Annotated in this window: 14 protein-coding genes; 11 read left to right on the top strand and 3 right to left on the bottom strand. The window is 56.5% G+C overall.

Annotated features, from left to right (window positions below):
* Positions 1-108: 108 nt before the first annotated feature.
* A complete protein-coding gene (locus ACYQ15_RS08385; protein ID WP_459937069.1) occupies positions 109-1,650 on the top strand; it encodes an ATP-binding protein in 1,542 nt (513 codons plus the stop codon).
* A gap of 280 nt (positions 1,651-1,930) precedes the next feature.
* Positions 1,931-3,025, top strand: a complete 1,095-nt coding sequence (locus ACYQ15_RS08390) for an XdhC family aldehyde oxidoreductase maturation factor (protein ID WP_459937070.1) — start codon at positions 1,931-1,933, stop codon at positions 3,023-3,025.
* 233 nt (positions 3,026-3,258) lie between these two features.
* Here the strand turns inward: ACYQ15_RS08390 and ACYQ15_RS08395 are convergent, their stop codons facing one another.
* Positions 3,259-4,101 (bottom strand): ABC transporter substrate-binding protein, encoded by an 843-nt coding sequence (locus ACYQ15_RS08395; protein WP_459937071.1) that lies wholly within the window; start codon positions 4,099-4,101, stop codon positions 3,259-3,261.
* 509 nt (positions 4,102-4,610) lie between these two features.
* Between ACYQ15_RS08395 and ACYQ15_RS08400 the strand changes: the two genes are divergently transcribed.
* From ACYQ15_RS08400 to ACYQ15_RS08410, 3 genes are read left to right on the top strand one after another with little or no spacing between them, the layout of a single operon-like run.
* Positions 4,611-5,450, top strand: coding sequence for a radical SAM protein (locus ACYQ15_RS08400; protein ID WP_459937072.1), 840 nt, complete (start codon positions 4,611-4,613; stop codon positions 5,448-5,450).
* Complete coding sequence (locus ACYQ15_RS08405; protein WP_459937073.1) at positions 5,447-5,953, top strand: SPASM domain-containing protein; 507 nt, start codon at positions 5,447-5,449, stop codon at positions 5,951-5,953. Before ACYQ15_RS08400 ends, ACYQ15_RS08405 begins: the two co-directional genes overlap by 4 nt.
* Positions 5,954-5,964: 11 nt before the next feature.
* Positions 5,965-6,147, top strand: coding sequence for a hypothetical protein (locus tag ACYQ15_RS08410; protein ID WP_459937074.1), 183 nt, complete (start codon positions 5,965-5,967; stop codon positions 6,145-6,147).
* Positions 6,148-6,321: 174 nt separating this feature from the next.
* On the opposite strand, the gene ACYQ15_RS08415 is transcribed toward ACYQ15_RS08410, so the two are convergent.
* The gene (locus tag ACYQ15_RS08415; protein WP_459937075.1) at positions 6,322-6,768 is read right to left on the bottom strand and encodes a hypothetical protein; all 447 of its coding nucleotides are present in this window, start codon (positions 6,766-6,768) and stop codon (positions 6,322-6,324) included.
* Between the two features lie 181 nt (positions 6,769-6,949).
* Between ACYQ15_RS08415 and ACYQ15_RS08420 the strand changes: the two genes are divergently transcribed.
* On the top strand, positions 6,950-7,969 hold the full coding sequence (locus ACYQ15_RS08420; RefSeq protein WP_459937076.1) for an ExeA family protein: 1,020 nt from the start codon (positions 6,950-6,952) through the stop codon (positions 7,967-7,969).
* An 83-nt stretch (positions 7,970-8,052) separates the two neighbouring features.
* On the opposite strand, the gene ACYQ15_RS08425 is transcribed toward ACYQ15_RS08420, so the two are convergent.
* Positions 8,053-8,910 (bottom strand): aldo/keto reductase, encoded by an 858-nt coding sequence (locus tag ACYQ15_RS08425; protein WP_459937077.1) that lies wholly within the window; start codon positions 8,908-8,910, stop codon positions 8,053-8,055.
* Between the two features lie 449 nt (positions 8,911-9,359).
* On the opposite strand from ACYQ15_RS08425, the gene ACYQ15_RS08430 reads away from it, so the two are divergent.
* From ACYQ15_RS08430 to argJ, 5 genes are all read left to right on the top strand, one after another.
* Positions 9,360-11,465, top strand: a complete 2,106-nt coding sequence (locus ACYQ15_RS08430) for a M1 family metallopeptidase (protein WP_459937078.1) — start codon at positions 9,360-9,362, stop codon at positions 11,463-11,465.
* 392 nt (positions 11,466-11,857) lie between these two features.
* Positions 11,858-14,545 carry an ABC transporter substrate binding protein gene (locus ACYQ15_RS08435; RefSeq protein ID WP_459937079.1) on the top strand — a complete coding sequence of 896 codons (2,688 nt, stop codon included), beginning with the start codon at positions 11,858-11,860 and terminating at the stop codon, positions 14,543-14,545.
* Entirely contained in the window at positions 14,517-15,917 is a 1,401-nt protein-coding gene (locus ACYQ15_RS08440; RefSeq protein ID WP_459937080.1) for a sigma-54-dependent transcriptional regulator, read from the top strand. The genes ACYQ15_RS08435 and ACYQ15_RS08440 overlap by 29 nt, the downstream gene beginning before the upstream one ends.
* An 88-nt stretch (positions 15,918-16,005) precedes the next feature.
* Positions 16,006-17,922, top strand: coding sequence for an ATP-binding protein (locus ACYQ15_RS08445; RefSeq protein ID WP_459937081.1), 1,917 nt, complete (start codon positions 16,006-16,008; stop codon positions 17,920-17,922).
* Positions 17,919-19,100, top strand: a complete 1,182-nt coding sequence (argJ, locus tag ACYQ15_RS08450; RefSeq protein ID WP_459937082.1) for a bifunctional glutamate N-acetyltransferase/amino-acid acetyltransferase ArgJ — start codon at positions 17,919-17,921, stop codon at positions 19,098-19,100. Before ACYQ15_RS08445 ends, argJ begins: the two co-directional genes overlap by 4 nt.
* Positions 19,101-19,469: the final 369 nt, after the last annotated feature.

The raw sequence follows: 19,469 nt of genomic DNA on the forward strand, positions 1-19,469 counted from the left end.
AACCGATCTTGCGCCTGCACGTCTGGCTGAAATTGAAGAAGGACATTTTTTTGTCCATCACCCCGTTGTACAGGCAGCAGGCCCCGCACCATAAAGGAAGGCTTTCGCATGAAAAAACTGCCCATCGGCATCCAGACGTTTGAGAACCTCATCCTGGAGGGGTATTATTATGTGGACAAGACCCCTTTTGTGGACCAGCTGACGTCCGGGGGGAAGTATTTTTTTCTGTCCCGACCCAGACGTTTCGGCAAGAGCCTGTTCCTGAGCACCATCAAGGCCGCGTACCAGGGCAAGAAGCAACTCTTCCAGGGCCTGCACCTGGAGCGACACTGGGACTGGGACACGGTGCATCCAGTGGTGCATGTCAGCTTCGGGTCCGGAGTGGTCAGAAGCATTGAGGAACTGCAGGTCAATTTCGACGAGATTCTCTACGATCACCAAAAGGCCTACGACCTGACCTATGCCAAGGACAGTCGGAAGGGCCGCTTTGCCGAGCTGATCCAGTCCCTGCACGACAAGTATCGTCAGAAAGTGGTCGTGCTGGTGGACGAGTACGACAAGCCGATCCTGGACAACATCGACAAGCCGGAACTGGCCGCGGCCATCCGGGACGAGTTGAAGAACTACTATTCGATCATCAAGGATTCGGACCCGTATCTGCAATTCGTCTTCATCACCGGAGTGTCCAAGTTCAGCAAGGTTTCCCTGTTCAGCGGGCTGAACAACCTGAAGGACATCACCATTGACGGGCGTTATTCGGCCATCTGCGGCTACACCCAGGACGAGCTGGAACGGGTTTTCGCCGATCGTCTGCACGGCGTGGATCTGGATCAGGTCCGGCTCTGGTACAACGGGTACAACTGGCTGGGCCAGGAGGTCTACAATCCCTTTGACATCCTACTCTATCTGGATTCACTGGAGTTTCGGCCCTACTGGTTCGAGACCGGGACGCCGACCTTTCTCGTCAAGCTGTTGCAGGAGGGCAAATACAACATCCCCTCGGTGGACGACCTCTTTGCCGGCGAGGAGATCGTGGGCAGCTTCGATGTGGACGGGTTCACCGTGGAAACCCTGCTCTTTCAGGCCGGCTACCTGACCATCAGGGAGTTTGCCCAGACAGGGGCGTTTCGTTCCTACCGGCTGGGCTACCCGAACCTGGAAGTCAAGGCCAGCCTGAACAACGCAATCTTGAGCCAACTGGTCCAGGACCGCCTGGCCAAGACCCGGAACCAGACATCCCTGCTGGCTCTCCTGGCCGCATCAGACCTGGACGGGCTGCGGGATGTTTTCCATGCCTTTTTTTCCTCGATCCCCGCGGACTGGTACCGCAAGAATCAACTGGCCGGGTACGAGGGCTATTACTCATCCATCTTCTACTGCTATTTCGCGGCCCTGGGCCTGGAGGTCATCCCGGAGGACGCCACCAGCCTCGGGCGGATTGATATGACGGTCAAACTGGAGGACAAGGTCTTTGTTTTCGAGTTCAAGGTCATCGGTCCCGGCGTCCAGGGCGGATCGGCCCTGGAGCAGATCAGGCACAAGCAATACGCTGACAAGTACACAGCCTCTGGCGTCGTGGTCCATCTCATCGGCGTGGAATTCGAGCCCCGGGAACGCAACATTGCCGGATTTGCCTGGGAAAAGGCGTAGCAATTTCGGGATTCCGCGCCGTGCCTCCGACTCCGACCTGTTCAGGAACAGTAACTGCTTAAAAAGGTCGGGTGATGATTTCCTGCGCAAGGCTTACCTCCCGTGCGGCGTTTCGTGATCCAGATCCCGGGGCCAAGCTCCAGCCGAAACCTGGTTCTGAATGCGTTACTCCGTTGCCGCACTGGGGTGCGGCGCTCCCAGGATTCAACCCGCAGATTGCCGCAAGTTTTTGAGCGGTAAACGAAACTATGAGAACAACATTGTCCTGTGGATTTGAAACGTGAGTTTACAACGAAAGGAAAACATGAGCCGACTGGAAAGCAACGTGTTGACTCTGTTGGAGTCGGGAGAGCCGGTGGCCATGGCCACCATCGTCAGCCTGGCCGGGTCCGCGCCGCGCACGCCCGGCACGCGGATGGCCGTGCGCCGCGACGGCTCCATCGTGGGCACCATTGGAGGGGGAAGGCTCGAGGCGGAGGTCATTCAGGCCGGACAGGACAGCCTGCGGACCTTCACGAGCCGGATGCAACGCTTCAGGCTGACCGGCAAGGATACCCAGGACATGGACATGATCTGCGGCGGCGAACTGGACGTCCTGGTGGAGCCGCTGCCCGCGGACATGGAGACCATCACGTTGCTGCGCACCTTCGAAAGGTTGCGGGACGGGGATAAGCGACTGCTTCTGGTCACGCTGCTCCAGGACGCGCCGGATGAAAAGGATCGGCTGCTCTCCCAACGCCTGATGGTGGAGCAAACCCCGGAGGGCCCGGTTTTTCATCCGCACCGGCCCGAATGCCACGCCCTTCTGTCGCCCCTGCTGCAATCGGCCATGACTGAACGCTGTCCCACCCTATTCACCACCGAAGGATTGCGGGTCGTGATCGAGCCGGTCCTGGCCGCCGGCATGGTCCACCTGTTCGGCGCGGGCCACGTTTCCCGGGAGGTCGCGGCCCTGGCCCATCGGGTGGATTTTCGGGTGGAAGTGTACGACGACCGGTCCGAGTTCGCCAACAGCAAGCGTTTCCCCTTGGCCGAGGCCGTGCACGTGCCCAAGGACATGACCACGGCTCTTGATCCGGCGCGTATCGACCAGAACAGCTTTGTGCTGATCATCACCCGAGGCCACAAGTACGACATGGACGTCCTGGCCCGGGCCTTGCGCACAGCAGCGTGCTACATCGGCATGATCGGCAGCCGCCGCAAGCGGGACATGATCTATAAGGCCCTGCGCAATACAGGATTCACGCAGGCGGACCTGGATCGAGTGCATTGCCCCGTGGGGCTGGAAATCCATGCCGAAACCCCGGCCGAGATCGCCTTGAGCATCGTGGCCGAACTGGTCAGCGTCCGAGCGTCACGAAAAAACCTGTCATAACACCGTTCTCAGAAGCATCCCGGCCCGAAACGCGACGTCTGCCGCCACACCCCCTACGTGGTCCTTCTCCGAGATAGCTTCATGCGACTGGTTCAAAGTCTTGACCGATCGACAGCAGGAAGTGCGATATTTCCAGGGGCGGTATGGCGTCCGCCCCTGGGTGTCAGGTATAACCCCGTCAAGGGAGGCTATCGTGTTGTGCCGCGGCTTCCCGTCGGTTAATTCAAGTCACTTTACCTTGCGTCCGGGAAAAACAGCGGTTGACCATGGAGCTGGTAGTTGCCGATGACCTGCTGGCCGCGCTCGGAGACCAGCCATTCGGCGAAGGTTCTGGCCAGATCGTACTTTACATGGGGATGCTTTTCCGGATTGACCGGAATGACCCCGTAGGGATTCTTGAGCATGTCATCGCCTTCGTAGACGACCACCAGATCAAAAGGCTGGCTGCGTCCGTACTTGTACTGCAGGTAAGTGCCCCGATCTGAGAGGACGTATCCTTTCTTTTCATCAGCAAAAACCAATGCCGCGCCCATGCCCTGGCCGATGGAAAAGTACCAACCGCCGCTGTCCTGAGGCGATCTCGCATCCGTCAGGGCAAGACCGGTGGCTTCCCAAAGCTGTCCTTCCCGGGAATGGGTCCCGCTGTCGTCGCCCCGGGAGACAAAGGGCGCTCTGGCTTCGGCAATGCGGCGCATGGCCTCGGCGGAGTCCTCCGCATCCCTTATTTCGGCCGGATCGCTCTCCGGGCCGACAATGATGAAGTCGTTGTACATTACGTAGTAGCGTTTCGTCCCGTACCCTTCGGCCACGAACTGTTCCTCCCGGGCCTCGTCGTGCACGAACACCACGTCCGCGTTGCCGTCCATGCCGTCCCGCAAGGCCGCTCCGGTGCCCTTGGACATGACCCGCACGGTGATCCCGGTGTCCTTGAGGAATTCGGGCAGAAGATAGTCCAGCAGCCCCGAAGCCTCGGTGCTGGTCGTGGTGCTCATGGTGATCACCTTGTCCTGGGCCATGGCCGGAAGCGTCGTCAGAACAAGAGCTACGCCGATCATGAGGGAAACGATTTTTCGCATGCAACTTCTCCATTTTTTACGGTTATCAACACCTTTTGTAACTATTCAGCTAATTGTTGTTTCGCGTTTGGCATCGGAATCGGAGTCGCCATTGGAAACGAAGCCACATGGAGTTTTCGTAATCGACTCCGATAACCAACTCCGATACCGATTCCTATAGCAGAAGGAAGATCGCAAAACTGAACGTGTACCGAGTAGCTACCACCATTATTACATTTTTGAAAAACTAACCGACCGCTTCGATAATATCGCGAAGGAACAATTGAGTTTGCAGACCAGTTGGAATTTTTTAGCCATCAAGACGATTTATTGTCAATTTATTTTTTTCAATTCACTATAGTTACCAAAAACAACTTAAAATAACTTAAAATCTCTTTCTATTTTTTGAGACCAACTCAATCCACAAGATCCATTCAAGCTTCAGATTGCGGATAATTGACGCAGATCAATGTCCCCACATTCCTGGGGGGTGTAGAGTCAAGAAATACCAACCTCGTGAGGAATCGACCATGCTGTATGACTCATCACCGTCGCTGCCAACCCTGCAGCCCGCCCCTCGTGCATCCGCCCCAAGAACCATCCATGTGGAGACGACCACCCGCTGCAACATGCGCTGCGGGATGTGCGTCAAGCAGTCCGACGGAAACCAGATTCCTGAAGGTGATTTGCCTTTTGCAGTGTTTCAGCGACTGGAATCGGATTTTACCCGTGTTCATTCACTTGTGCTCAACGGCATTGGCGAGCCGCTGCTCCATCCTGACCTGGAGCGGATGATCGACTTTGCCCGGCGCCATATGCCGGAGCAGGGGCGGATCGGCTTTCAGACCAACGGGCTGGCGCTCACCGAAACCCGAACCATGGCTCTGCTGGACGCCGGCCTGGACGTAATTTGCATATCAGCGGACTCTGTGAACCCTGATTCGGGCAAGGATGTGACGCATTGCGGGCACCCGGGCACACCGGAACGGGCCATGCGCCATCTGCGCCGGGCCAAACGGTCCGCTGCCCGGGCCTTCCGTCTGGGCGTGGAATGCGTTCTGACGCGAGACGGACTGGATCAGCTACCGGCGATGGTTTCTTGGGCCGGCGCCCAGGGCGCGGATTTTTTCCTGGTCAGCCATATGCTCCCCTTTGCCAAAAGCGCGACTGATCAGTGCCTGTTCAATCCCAATACCCGGGAAGCTACCCGCATCTTCGAAGATTGGCGGGACCGGGCCAAGGAAGAAGGTCTGGAACTGCAAAATTATTTTAAGATCCTATGGAAGTTTGAGAAGACCGATAGCGAGAGGCGGCTTGTGGAAATGGTCAAGGAAATGCAGTCCATGGCCGCGGCCAGGGCGTGGGCATGAACATTCGCAAGCTATTGGCTTGGGATGGACGACATCAACTGCGGACACGCCTGGACGAGATCCTGGAAGATGCTCGGGAGAGGGCTCAGAATTCAGGAATCGCTCTGGCACTTCCCGAGAATCACGCCTTGCTGGAGCGCCGCTGTCCCTTCATTGAACAGGATGCGGCTTTCGTGGACGTTGCAGGTCGTATAGCTCCCTGTCATTTTCTGTGGCATCGCTATGGCTGCGTCCAAGACGGGGTGACCAGACAGGTTTGGCCGCGCCGATTCGGTTCATTGGCAGAGTCCTCGCTGTCTGAAATATGGTCCAGGGAGGCCTTCACCGCATTCCGCGCAGAATCGCGAACCGGAGAATATCCAGCGTGCGCCAGCTGCAACACCGGCCCGTGCAGCGACTCCCGCGCCCTGAGCGGACCATTTCAGACCGACTGCCTGGGCTCGTCCGTACCCTGCGGCCACTGCCCATGGGCCATGGGCATGCTCAAGTGCCTGGAACCGTGACAACATGCAACATGAATTCGCCATCTATCAACCCAAAGGAGAGGCCTCGGGAGCGCATTGCCAGGTTCATGGATCGCTTCGAGGCGGATGCGTTCAAACAGGAGGTGCTGGGGGAGATGGGGGAAGCCGTTCAGTGCAAGAGCCAAGAAGGGCATGAACTGCTGCGCAAGATCGCACTGGGCTGCTCCGGATGACTCCAGGCCGAGAAAACCCGTAACGCCACCTATCACTGGACGCCAAGGACATAACTCGGTGTTATGGGGAATTACTCACTATTTGAAGCAAAAGGGGGCAAAAGCAGTTTGCCCCCTTTGTTTCCGTTGAAGCCATGACGTTCGCATGACTTCAAGCGAGTATTGGATGAACGACTAGGTGATAATGTTGGCTATGGCGCCCTTGCCGGTGGCATGTGCGCCGAGGACTTCTTTGACGAAATTGTAGGTTTGTTCCATATCGCCAAAGCCGCCCTTAGCGCCACCTGATGCATTATTCATGTAATCGAAAGTCTTGTTTACCACGGCGGCACCGAATGTCTGCTGGTCCACTGGAGTTGGAGAGGAGGCGGGGGCGTTGTTCAGGTAGTCCATTGTTTTCTCCACCACCGCCGCGCCGAAATTCGCCTTGTTTGCCACGCCGGACGCACGTTGCATACCGGGAGATTGCCAAGCCGTTTCAATGCCGGAAATGCTCATGTCAGTCCCTCCTTGTACATTTTTTTGATGTACATGTTCAATATCCGGGTGAGAAGCAAATGGCAATGGCTTGATGCCGGTCTTACCGGTCTTCGCCGGTGTGACTGAAGTTGCAAAAGACATGGTACAATACGTCATTGCGGCGGTAGACCGAAACCAGCAACCGTGAGTGGCCACAACGTATGTGCTGAATGAGAACCAAAGTTGTTTCGCTCCAAATGGCATTGGGCGTGCATTATTTTTCGCATAATGGAGTTTTTTTCCCACTTCGAAAAACAAGCACACCCAATCCAGGCAGGTTTTCATGCAAGAGGCACGGCGAACACCAAAATCACCCCACTCACCTCAGGCAATGGACAGCTTGTCGGCTTCCATCGGGCTTGGATCCACCCCCTTTTCCATGGCCATCAACCAGATGAGCTACTATGAAACAGCCTCCGCGAAACGAATCATGGAGCTGATCGTTGACGGAGTCGAGGCACGCAAAGGATTTTTCATGCTCAGCGGTGAAGCCGGAGTGGGCAAGTCCTCTTTGCTGTTACGCCTGCTTTCCCGGCTTAAATCCCGGGGCATGGTCACTTCCCTGGTGGTCAATTCCCTGGTGGATAAAAAAGAGCTTTTGGAAAATGTCTGCGCGGATTTTGGCCTGAAACACCGCCCTGGCCTGAATGCTTCGCATTTACTGATCGTATTGCACACTTTTTTTCTGCATCAATTCAAAAAGGGACGCAATTGCGTAATCCTGGCAGACGAGGCCCATCACCTTGGATACGAAGCCCTGGAATCTCTGCGCATGCTGGCCAACCTGGAGACCGGCGGGGTAAAGCTGGTTCAGGTCGTGATCTGCGGCCGGCCTGAACTGCATGCGCGTCTCCAGTCCAGGCGATTACGCCCAGTCGCAAACCGGATCAGCACTGTCGTGGACCTGCCTGCATTGACCAGGATCGAAACCAGCGGCTATGTGGAATTCAAGCTGGCTCTGTCTGGTTTACGGATCAGGCCATCGACCAAGACTCTGGAGCTGCTCTGGAATGCGTCTTTGGGCAATCCCAGGACCGTCAACCTGCTCATGGAACGTTGCCTTCACCTCATGGAGAATCAGGGGCTTGGAGATATCAATTCCCAAATCATGCTCACGGCCATACAGGATCTGAAAAACAACACCTCCGGGCCGAGCATGCCAGCAGCTCCAGCAGCCGGCAAACACAGGAACTGGAGCAATTTTTTCGGGTTCAAGGGCATGGCTGGATATGCGGGCCCCGGCATGATCCTGATGTTTATTGCCATTGTTTTCGGTTGGTTTATCGGGCAGGGCGGATTGTAACTGAGTCTTGAAGACCCTATCCGGCGGTTCGGCCCAAAATCACACATGCAAGACGCCGAAAAGTTCAAGGTGCCGCAACACGTTCACTTCCGGCCGCGATAATATGCCAGTCTCTCTGCGTGAGGACCAAAGAGGCCCAGCAGTTCCTTCTGTTCATCCGAACTCATGGGCTGAAAATCCCTGGCCACGCGCACCAACAGCTCCACCTCGGCTGGGCTGGAGCAGCCCAGGATGACCACGTCCACAGACTGGGCCAAGGCATAGCGCAGATATCGCTCCGGGGTCAGGCCGTCTTTCGCGAAAAGGTAATGTCCGCCGCCCAGCACCTTCATGCCCACGACAGCCATGCTCTTCTTCCTGGCCGCGGGTAGCGTTTCCGTCAAAAATCCGCCCAGCACGCCTTCCACCGGGTTTACCGGCAGAAGGACGCTGTCCAGGGGCCATGCGTTTACGCACCGGGTCAACACCTCCGGATCATGGTGGCCGGTCACGCCGATGTGGCGCACTGTCCCGGCTTCCCGGGCCTCCAGAAAAGCGCGCAAGGCTCCGTTTTCCGATTCGATTTGGGCGATATCGTTCTGGTCCCGGATATCGTGGATCTGCCACAGGTCCAGATAATCCGTTCCCAGCCGGAACAGGGTGCTTTGCAGGTCGCGCATGGCCCCGGCATGGGTTCTTTGGGCGGACTTGGAGGTATGGAAAATCCTGTTGCGCCTTTCGGGCATCTCTTTCCAGACTGAACCAAGATATTCCTCACTGCCGGAATACGCCGGCGCCGTGTCGAAATATTCAATGCCCATATCCAAAGCCGCCCTGATCACCGCCCGCGCCTCATCGGTTCGCCCATGGGTTCTGAGGACGCCCTCTCCTCCCAATCCGACCCGGGTTATGGATCTGCCGGATGAGCCGAACATGTTTTTGGGGATTTCATTTGTGACCATCTTGTCCTCCCGCTGAGTTCTTCAGCATATCTGCTTCACAAATTGAACCGAGGTTGATTTTTACTCCAAGGATTGAAAAACAGCATCGCAAACATTACTGTTACATCTGATGTAACTGCTCAAAAACTCCGGGCAGCCTCGCCTGGACCCCGGCCTGCGCCGGGGTGACGACCCAGAGTGCTCGCCAACAAGGCACTCCATTCCGTCATACCGGCGCAGGCCGGTATCCAGGCAGCACTGATTCGCGACGGTTGATTGCCCGACCTTTTGAGCAGTTACCATCTGATCTTGTCTGCCCATAAAAGGCAAGATTCTCTGGAAAGAAATAATCGGCAGGAACCATATTGCAAGACGGCTGCATTCAACCTTTCATTCATAGACCAGTTCAGATGCCCATCATTTGTTCGCCAATGCCGCGATTCGGAGTTCACCGTTTGATAACCCGCATCATGCCTGCCGCTCGATCCTGCCTCTTATTGCTGGTGCTGGGCGCCTTGATGTTCCCGTTGCACCCCGACCAGGTCTCGGCCTCATCCGGAGCAGGAATGGATCTGCGCGTCCAGTTGGATCTGCAGACGGGCGTTCTGCAGGGTCACGGCATCATTCGCCCTGAAGTCATCGAAGGAACCAACCTGGACCTTTTCCTGCATCCGGCCATGGAAATCCACGCGGTGCATCTCAACAACAACCCGGTCAAACACCGCTTCGAAAACGGCCGACTTCGCCTCAATCTGGGCATGGCAGGCATCGGGTCGGACGTGATCATTTCCATCAAATACTCCGGGCGATTTCATGATCCGGTTCCCATGTCCCTTTTTACAATGGACAATCCCGGGTTCGGGGTCAGCGCCACCATCACGGAACAGGGAGTCTTTTTTCAGGGCCAAAGTGGATGGTTTCCTCGCCTGGCAAATCAGGAATTGCCCATCGCCCTTGAGGTCAGCGCGCCGACCGGTGTTTTGGCCGTAACCTCCGGACGGCTCGTGGAACATGTGGAAAGCGAAGGCAAAAGCATCTCCCGGTGGCAGGTCGACCAGTTAGGTCGCGGCATGCCCCTTTCCGCGGGCAGATATATTCATCGCCGCCTGGAAACCGATACCGTCCCCATCTTTACCTACTTTTTTCAAGACAATGATCACCTTGCTGAAATCTACCTTCAGGCTTCGGCACGACATCTTGCCCTGTACGAAGAACTGCACGGCCCCTACCCCTTTGACCATTTCGCGGTGGTTGAAAACTTCTTTCCCTCCGGCTTCGGCATGCCCTCTTACACACTGCTGGGCTCCGCCATCTTGCGTCTCCCCTTCATACCCGAGATCAGCCTGCGCCATGAAATCGCCCACTGCTGGTGGGGCAACGGGGTCTTTGTCGATTACAGCCAGGGAAACTGGAGCGAGGGGTTGACGACGTACGTGGCGGATTATCTTGCCCAGGAAGAACAGTCCGAAGCAGCGGCCCGGGAATATCGAATGCGCATCCTGAGGGACTATGCTCTATTGGCCGCCGGCGCTTCCGACTTTCCCGTCGCCGGATTCCTGTCTCGTTCCGAACCGGCAAGCCAAGTCATCGGTTACGGCAAATCCATGTTCCTGCTGCATATGATCCGTCAGCGCCTGGGCGACGAAGCGTTCTGGGACGCCCTGCGCACGTTCTATTCCGAGTGGCTGTTTGCCGCGGCCACATGGCAGGACATGTTCGATGCATTCCAGGATCACGGTTGGGATGCGCAGGAACGGAAAACCTTCACCCGCCAATGGCTTCAAGAGCCAGGCGCACCCGAACTGCGCCTTGAAAACGTGCAGGTTGTTCCAAACTCCCAAGGCTGGCAGGTCAGCGGCGTCCTCGCGCAACAGAAACCCTTTTACGACGTGCACGTCCCGCTCCGCCTGGAAACGACGAACAACAATCAGATGATGGAAATCGCACTGCAAGGCGCTGCCGTCCCCTTCGTCTTTCAAAGTTCCCAACAACCTACCCGCCTTCATGTTGATCCGGACCACCACATCTTCCGGCTGCTGGCTTCTGAAGAAATCCCCCCCACCGTGAACAGCATCAGGGGAGCAGCCGGGTTGACGATTGTACAAAGCGACGATCTGGTCCATGTTTCCGATGAGCTCATCACAGGATTCGCAACCAGCCTGAACCAGCCCGATGCACGTGTGATCACGGAGCGTGAGGCTGAAAAACAGGCTTCAAAAACTCCAAATGTGATGTTTTTCGGCTTTCCCCGATCCGAATCGTTGCAAGCAATGCTGCATGCTCCGCAAAAATACGACCCGGGGCAAAACACACACGGCCCCATCTTCCAGGACCACCCCGAAGCAGGCATCTTGGACACGATTTTTATCGTCCTGCCTCATGCCGGTCATGCTGACGGAGTCGTCGCCCTGTTCAGCCCTGACAAGGATCTGGACACTGACATCATCGCGGACACCGCACGACGAATCAGACATTATGGAAAGGACAGCTACCTCGGCTTTCTGATCGGCGAAAACAGGCTCCGCGGCACGTGGCCGGCACCTGAATCGCCCCTGATCATGGATCTCGCCGGATGACCCTTTTATTGGTTCATGTTATTGTTTGCCCAAGAGAAATTCCGTCTGCATCCGTAATTACTCAGCACCGTTATGTAATCTACCTCCGGCAATCGGGGTCGGAGTCGGTATCGGAATCGGTTTCGAAAACGTTGAGGCTCCCTCCGCACGGCTTCGCTTCCGATCCCGATACCGATACCGACAGCGAGTCGAACTGGGCAACGGCAGCTTATGCTGAATAGTTACCTGCATCCTTTCCATTGCGCTTCGTCCGTTTTGCGCCTGGATCCCAAACGATATGCAACCATGAAATCTGAATGCCTGAGGATACATCACCTTATGGTTTTGTGAGCAAATCATCTTCATCAATCCCGCCACCGAACCAATTGCTCCTGAATCATAACCCTCGCCATATGACTTTCTCGATTCCGTTTCGATTCCACGTCATCAGTCTTGCGATCCTATTCCTGCTGCTCCCGGGCCTTGCCCTGGCGGAAAAGGAAAAGCGCCGCGTCTTCTATCTGAACTCCTATCATCACGGCTATGCCTGGTCCGATCATCTTCAGGAGGGCATTCGTCAGGGGCTGGAACGGAGCCGGTACCATATCGAACTGCAGATCGAATACATGGACGCCAAGAAGTACCATTACGAGAAAATCACCGATACGCTCCTGTCTCTCTATCAAAACAAATTCGCCCAGGAGCGCTACGACATCGTCATCGTCTCGGACAACGACGCCTACAATTTCATTCTCGAGCACCGGGATCAATTATTTCCCGGCATCCCGGTGGTCTTCTGCGGCTTGAACGACGTTGACCCCGCAGACATCGACCATTCCTACGCCACCGGCATTCTGGAGAACATCGGCGTTCGGGACACCCTGGAACTGGCCCTGAGCATCCACCCCAACAAGAACCTGGTCGTGGTCATTGGCGACGAGTCCACCACGGGCGTGGCGATACGCGGGCAGATCGAAGAAGTCATGCCCTACTTTGGCGACCGCCTGGAGTTTGAATTCTGGGGGCGCTATTCGCTTCAGGAAATCCAGGATCGGGTTCAAAGCCTGCCGCGTAATGCGTTTCTTTTTTTCATTCCGTTCTTTCACAACGTCGGCGGCCAGTTCATGTCCGCGTCGGAAGTTCTGCAAGCCGTTTCCGAGGTCACGGATCTGCCCATCTACAGCAACTGGGAGTTCCTGCTCGGCCACGGCATGGTCGGCGGGCGGCTTTTGAGCGGACATCGGCACGGCAATATCGTCGCGGACATGGCCCTGCGGATTTTGGAAGGAGCATCTCCTTCGGACATCCCCATCATCTCTGAGATCGTTGATCAGTACATGTTCGATTACCGGGTCCAGCTGCAGCTCGACATCAGCAAGCGTCAGCTTCCTCCGGGAAGCGTCTTTATCAACGAACCGGAAGCCTTTTACGAACTGGACAAGCAGATTTTTCAGGTGATCATGATCAGTCTTGTCTCCTTGTTGATCATTCTTGGATTCCTGGTCCGGAACATCATCCGGCGGCGGGCCGTGGAGCGCAAAATCCGCCAACAGCTGTCCTTCCTGGAAATCCTGATGGACGCCATTCCTCAACTGGTCTGCTGGAAGGATCTCAAACAGCGCTATCTCGGCGTCAATCGTGCGTTTGCCGACTTTTTCGGCATTGACTCACCGCAAAAGCTGCTGCACCAGACCGATTCGGACATGCTGCCCCGGTCCGAGTTCCTGGCCTGGGTTGCGGAGATGGATCGCCAGGTTGTGCGCAGCAACCGGCCGCTGCGCAAGATCAAGGTCGCCGCGGGAGATGCCGACGGCAAGGATGCCTGGCTTGAAATCAACAAGGTTCCCTTGCACAACGAAAAGGGCGAGGTGGTGGGCACCCTCAGCACGGCGGAAAACATCACCCATGAAATGAATCTGGAACGCCAGCTGCTGCAATCCCAGAAAATGGAAGCCATCGGGACCTTGGCCGGCGGCATTGCCCATGATTTCAACAACATCTTGACCTCCATCATCAACTCCACCGAACTGGCCCTGACCGACATTGATCCGCGGTCGCCCACTGCCGAAGATTTGGAACGCGTGCTGCGGGTTTCAATTCGGGGCAAGAATCTCGTGGAACGGATTCTGACCTTCAGCCGCCCTTCCCAGGAAGGGTTCCGCCCAACGGATCTTCCCGCCTTGGTGCAGGAATCCGTGGCCCTTCTGCAGCGATCCCTGCCACGCAACATTGCCGTTCAATCCAACATCGCGGGCGCTCCTTCACCGGTTCTGGTGGATCCGACCCAGGTCACCCAGGTATTGATGAACCTGTGTACCAACGCATTTCAGGCCATGCAGACCACTGGCGGTGTTCTGGCGATCAGCCTGGATGAAATCCAGCTTCCGGCAATCGAGGCTTCGGAACTCAATGTCGCGCCCGGAAGTTTTTTCCGGCTCGTTGTGTCTGATACCGGGCCCGGCATAGCTCCGGACGACCTGGACAAGATATTCGATCCCTTCTTCACCACAAAGGGCAAGACCGAAGGGACCGGATTGGGATTGGCCATGGTCCTGGGCATCGTCAAGAACCATAAGGGGGCGGTCCAGGTCAGCAGCACGCCCGGCAAGGGCACCACCTTCACCATCTTTCTCCCGATGATAGCAGCCACCTCGGAAACCATGTCCACCGCCCCTTCCATTCACAAAGGCAGGGGAGTCATCCTTTTCGTGGAAGACGACGAGGATCAGTTGGCAACGACACCGCGGGCCATAGAGCAGCTCGGATACACCGTTCTGGCGGCGACCGGCGCTGACGAGGCCTTGCAAATTTTGAAAAAGCATACAGATATCGATCTTGTCATGACCGATTACGACATGCCCGGGCTCACGGGTATCGAACTGGCGAAACAGGTCGGTCGCCTGCGGCCCGGCGTGCCCGTCGTCCTGGTTTCCGGCCGCAGCTATGTTTTGGAAATGGGCAACGAGGCCGACAACATCAGCATCATTCTGCCCAAGCCCTTCAACAAGGCGGAACTGTCCGCCACCCTGTCCAAGATACTTGTCTCGATTGATCGCGAGGAGGACGTTTTACGTGCCGAGAATTCTGATAATCGACGATGATCTTGAAATCCGCGGCACCATGGCCAGTCTGCTTCGCCGTCAACAGATCGATTTCGATCAGGCGGAGAACCTGAAGGCCACTCGATCGGCTCTTGAGGCGAACACTTACGACCTGCTGCTTCTGGATGTGAACCTGCCGGATGGGAGCGGTCTCTCCCTGCTTCCGGAACTCAGATCCATGACCAACCCTCCGGAGGTGATCATCCTCACGGGCAAGGGCGATCCGGAAGGCGCGGAACTGGCGATAGAAGGCGGTGTCTGGGACTACCTGGTCAAACCCGCCTCCATCAAGGACATCAGTTTAAGCATCAACCGCGCGTTGAAATACAAGGATCAGCGCGACCGTTCCATTCCGCGGGCATTGGATCTCAGCCGGATGATCGGCTCGAGCCGAGCCATGCGGGAATGTTTCGAAGTCATCGCCCAGGCCGCGGTTTCGGACGCCAATGTCCTGATCACCGGGGAAACCGGCGTGGGCAAGGAACTCGCGGCCCGGACCATCCACGCCAACAGCCGGCGGGCCAAATCCCCCTTTGTGGTGGTGGACTGTGCGTCGTTGACCGATTCGCTCATGGAAAGCACCCTCTTCGGGCACCGCAAGGGCGCGTTTACCGGGGCCTTTGCCGACCGGGCGGGACTGGTCCGCCAGGCCCATACCGGAGTTCTGTTTCTGGACGAGCTGGGGGAATTGCCCCTGGCCATGCAAAAATCCCTGCTTCGAGTGCTTCAGGAGCGCAAATTTCGGCCCATTGGCGAAAATCGTGAGCAGGAAAGCGACTTTCGCCTGATCGCCGCCACCAACCAGGACCTGGAAGAACTTGTTGAAAACGGTACGTTTCGTCGCGATTTGTATTTCCGGGTCAAAACCATTCGGCTGCGAATCCCTCCTCTGCGTGACCGGCGAGAAGACATCAAGTCTTTGGCCACCGCCTATATCGATCGGCTATGCGCGGAATCAGGAATCAAGACCAAGGTGTTCGGTTCCGACTTCTTCAGTTCACTGCATGACTATGACTGGCCGGGCAATGTCCGGGAACTGGGCAACGTCATTGAACGAGCCCTGGTGGCCGCGGGAGAGGAGAAATTTCTTTACGCCATGCACCTGCCCAAGGACTTGCGGATCATGGTGGCCAAGTCCCGCATCGAACAAGGGGCAGCCATGGCCGACGATGCTCCTTCCATCTGTCTCGACGTCGCGGATTTCGGAGCCGACTTCCCCTCGCTGAAGTCTTTCAAGATGATGAATGAACGACGCTATCTCAAAGCGCTGATCCGCAAAACCGGGGGTGATGTACCTCAAATCCTGACCATATCCGGACTTTCCCGCTCCCACTTCTATGCCTTGCTCAAGAAATATGAACTGGAGGCCTGAGCGGCCTGTCCTTGTATTTCCGTCTCCAAGCGAGTAGGCACCCAAACTTGCAACTCCACACCCGAACTGACGGCCATGCCGGAATCACATGCGCAAACAATTTGTCATTGCCATTGCCGTAACATTCGCAGTCATCAGCCTTGCCGTCTTTGGCTTGGCGTTCAGGGCAAACCTGGAACTGGAACGAATCGTTTCGGAGCAGTTCAATGAACAGCAACTCGGTTTGGCCAGACAGATTTCCCAGGACATCCGGAAGAACTTCTGGCTTCTGGAGCAATCCCTGAATTTGCTTGCCGCGCAGATTACCGACTCCCACACCGAAACTGACCGGCTCCATGAAACGTTCGAGTTGTATTATCAATTCCTACAGGACTGGGGGGTTATCGGCATTGGAGTTCTGCCGGCCTCCGGTCACGTGACGGATGCGCCACCGTTTGCACTGTTCACAAAACAGGGATGGAGTTCCAACTTCGAATTAGGGATGGATCTTCCCCATACGCCATCCTCGCTCCACCATCCGCCCCACCACCAGGTCGCCCTGGGCAGGACGCAGAAGCCGTCGCACGGGCCTTTTGCCGAGCAGTGGATAATGCCCATGACGTTGGCTCTCCCGCTTTCTTCCCAGGTTGAAAACAGCGGGTCAAATTCCGGAATTGTCTTGTTTATCCTGGATGCCCAGACCATTGCATCGTTGCACGCCGCGGGGGTGCGGTCGGGAAAAACGGGTTACGCCTGGATCATCGATCATCAGGGACGGTTCATGTTCCACGTGGAAGAATCGTTTCGCGGCGAGAATTCCTTCACGATCAGATCGGCCCGAAATCCGGCCATTTCTTACCGCCGAATCAACGAACTTGTGGAAAACCGCTTGCTGCGGGGACAGGAAGGAACGGATTGGTACACCTCGGGATGGCATTGGCACATTACCGGTGAAATGCGCAAACTGCTGGCCTACAGTCCGATTCAGCTTCCATCCGATGGAACCGGGACTTCGCACACCTGGTCTGTCGGCCTGGGGGCTCCGGACACTGAAGTCTACGGCTTGATGCAGCCGATGGTCGTCCGGCAATGGCTGCTTGCCGGTCTGTTCTTCATCGGCGTGACAATAGCATTTTTTGCGTTCCTTTTTGTTTCCCTGCGCTGGTCCGAGACCTTGCGCCGGGAAGTCGACAAAAAAACCGATCACCTCCAGCGCTCGGAAGCGGAACTCCGTCTGGAACGGGACAAAGTGCGACAAAGCATGGAGCAACTCCTTCAGGCTCAAGCAAAACTCATGCTTGCCGAACGCTTCGCCGCCATTGGCGAAGCAGCGTCCCACCTTTCCCATGAAATAAAAAACCCCTTGATGCTCATGGGAGGTTTTGCCCGGCAAATTCAACGTACGCTTCCGGAAGGAGATCCCAGTTGCGAAAAGCTGGAAATCATTGCCGGCGAGGCAAAAAGGCTGGAGAGTCTTCTGTTGGAAGTTCGCGACTTCACCCGTCCTCCCCGGGCACGGATGGTCGAAACGGATGTTGCCGGACTCATCATGCAAGTGGTTCGTCTATTTCAGGACCAGGCTGATGTCCACGGTGTCGAATGCCGACTCGACCTGGCTCAGGATTTGCCCCATTGCATGCTGGATGTAGATCAGATCAAGCAGGTATTGATAAATTTGATTAAAAACGCCATGGAAGCCATGCCCAACGGCGGGAAACTGAGCATCACCGCCCAGGCTGAAGAGCGTTTTATACAGATTAAGGTTGACGATACGGGAAAGGGGATCCCTCCGGAGAGCATGAAGAAACTTTTCCATCCTTTTTTCAGCACCAAGCCCAAAGGAACCGGCCTGGGTCTGGCCGTCAGCTACAAGCTGGTTCAAGATCACGGCGGCGACATCACCGTCCAGAGCAGTGAAGGACAGGGAACGCAATTTACCGTGACCCTGCCCATCACCCAGTCTGCTCAGTTTGACGAGAACCGACTCTCATCCACCCACCTCAACAATTCAGGAGATCGAGCATGATCCCCGTTCCCAAAGGATTCGATTTCACGGTTGCCGCTGCCGGTTTCAAGTACGCCCAGCGCAACGATCTGACCATCCTGCGCAGCGACACGCCATGCGTCTGGGCCGCCATGCTGACCAGGAACCTGTTTCAGGCCGCTCCCATTCTGGTGGTCAAGGAAATGCTGGCCGCCGATCGACCGGTGCGGGCCGTGGTGGTCAACGCCGGGCAAGCCAATGCCTGCACCGGGGAACAAGGTTTGGAAGACTGCCGAAACACCCTGAGCATGACCGCAAGGACTCTGCATCTGGATCCGGGCGAACTCCTGCCTGCCTCAACCGGCGTGATTGGGGACCGCATCAAAATGGATCGTTGGGAGCAGGCCCTGGCGAAACTGGACGCCGGCCTGGGTGAAGCGTCGGCCCTGGATGCGGCCCGGGCGATCATGACCACGGACAAGTATCCCAAAATGGCCTGGCGAAGCCTGGAACTCGCCGGAAAAGAGATCCGCATATTGGGCATGGCCAAGGGTGCGGGCATGATCTGCCCGAACATGGCCACCATGCTCGGATTCATCATCTGCGACGCCGGAGTGGATCAGCGCTGGTGGCGGGAGGCCGTGGCCGTGGCCGTGGAGCACAGCTTCAACCGGATCACCGTGGACGGCGATACCAGCACGAATGATTGCGTTTTCGCTCTGGCCAATGGCCGGGCCGGGAAGATCGAAGAAAAGAAGGAATTGATGCTGCTGGCCAAGGCCCTGGCCGAAGTCTGCGCGGAACTGGCGGGACTCATCGTCCAGGACGCCGAAGGCGGGACAAAAACCATCCATGTCCGGGTCAGCGGCGCCAAAAGCTCACGTCACGCGGAACTGGCCGCCCGGGCCGTGGGACATTCACCTTTGGTGAAAACAGCCATATACGGCCAGGACCCCAACTGGGGACGCATCGTGGCCGCCCTGGGCCGCAGCGGCGCACAGTTCGATCCAAACCAGGTGAGCGTAGCTCTGGCCGGACAAACCATCTTTCATCTCGGCGCGCCGGTGCCCATGGACTGGGACAACCTCCTCGCCGCCGCATTATGTCGTCAAGAAGTGCATATGGATATCTCACTGGGCAGCGGACAGGGGAGATATACGCTTCTGGCCTCCGACTTCACCGAGGAATACATCCGGATCAACGCCAAGTATCGAACGTAGAAAACTCACTTGTCTTTTTTTATTACGACGAAGGACACGAAGAGCACGAAGGAGGCAGAGCAATTGCGGTTAATACCTCAACGTACACATGTGTCTTCCAATCCCTCCTGCATCGATCCACCCTTCGTGTCCTTCGTGCTCTTCGTGGGTAACTATTCAGTACTTTTGATTCCATGGAGTGAAGTGGTCCGACTTGTTTCGATTTTTCGGCATCGCCTGTCTGACTGAGTCAGGATTCGTTCATCGAACCATTGCCGGACGCTTGAAGCGCTAAATGCTGTTAATTCAGGCAATGGTTCGATGTTACGAAGCCGACGAAGGAGTTGCGAGGCCGAAAAATCGAGACAAGCCGGGCCGCAGCTGAGTAGT

It is taken from the genome of Desulfonatronum parangueonense (genome assembly GCF_054656975.1).

What these genes read in the sequence shown, in the direction of transcription:
- ACYQ15_RS08385 (WP_459937069.1), top strand. Translation starts at nt 109, where the DNA reads ATGAAAAAACTGCCCATCGGCATCCAGACGTTTGAGAACCTCATCCTG.
- ACYQ15_RS08395 (WP_459937071.1), bottom strand. Translation starts at nt 4,101, where the DNA reads ATGCGAAAAATCGTTTCCCTCATGATCGGCGTAGCTCTTGTTCTGACG.
- ACYQ15_RS08400 (WP_459937072.1), top strand. Translation starts at nt 4,611, where the DNA reads ATGCTGTATGACTCATCACCGTCGCTGCCAACCCTGCAGCCCGCCCCT.
- ACYQ15_RS08405 (WP_459937073.1), top strand. Translation starts at nt 5,447, where the DNA reads ATGAACATTCGCAAGCTATTGGCTTGGGATGGACGACATCAACTGCGG.
- ACYQ15_RS08410 (WP_459937074.1), top strand. Translation starts at nt 5,965, where the DNA reads ATGAATTCGCCATCTATCAACCCAAAGGAGAGGCCTCGGGAGCGCATT.
- ACYQ15_RS08415 (WP_459937075.1), bottom strand. Translation starts at nt 6,768, where the DNA reads ATGTCTTTTGCAACTTCAGTCACACCGGCGAAGACCGGTAAGACCGGC.
- ACYQ15_RS08420 (WP_459937076.1), top strand. Translation starts at nt 6,950, where the DNA reads ATGCAAGAGGCACGGCGAACACCAAAATCACCCCACTCACCTCAGGCA.
- ACYQ15_RS08425 (WP_459937077.1), bottom strand. Translation starts at nt 8,910, where the DNA reads ATGGTCACAAATGAAATCCCCAAAAACATGTTCGGCTCATCCGGCAGA.
- ACYQ15_RS08430 (WP_459937078.1), top strand. Translation starts at nt 9,360, where the DNA reads ATGCCTGCCGCTCGATCCTGCCTCTTATTGCTGGTGCTGGGCGCCTTG.
- ACYQ15_RS08435 (WP_459937079.1), top strand. Translation starts at nt 11,858, where the DNA reads ATGACTTTCTCGATTCCGTTTCGATTCCACGTCATCAGTCTTGCGATC.
- ACYQ15_RS08445 (WP_459937081.1), top strand. Translation starts at nt 16,006, where the DNA reads ATGCGCAAACAATTTGTCATTGCCATTGCCGTAACATTCGCAGTCATC.
- argJ (WP_459937082.1), top strand. Translation starts at nt 17,919, where the DNA reads ATGATCCCCGTTCCCAAAGGATTCGATTTCACGGTTGCCGCTGCCGGT.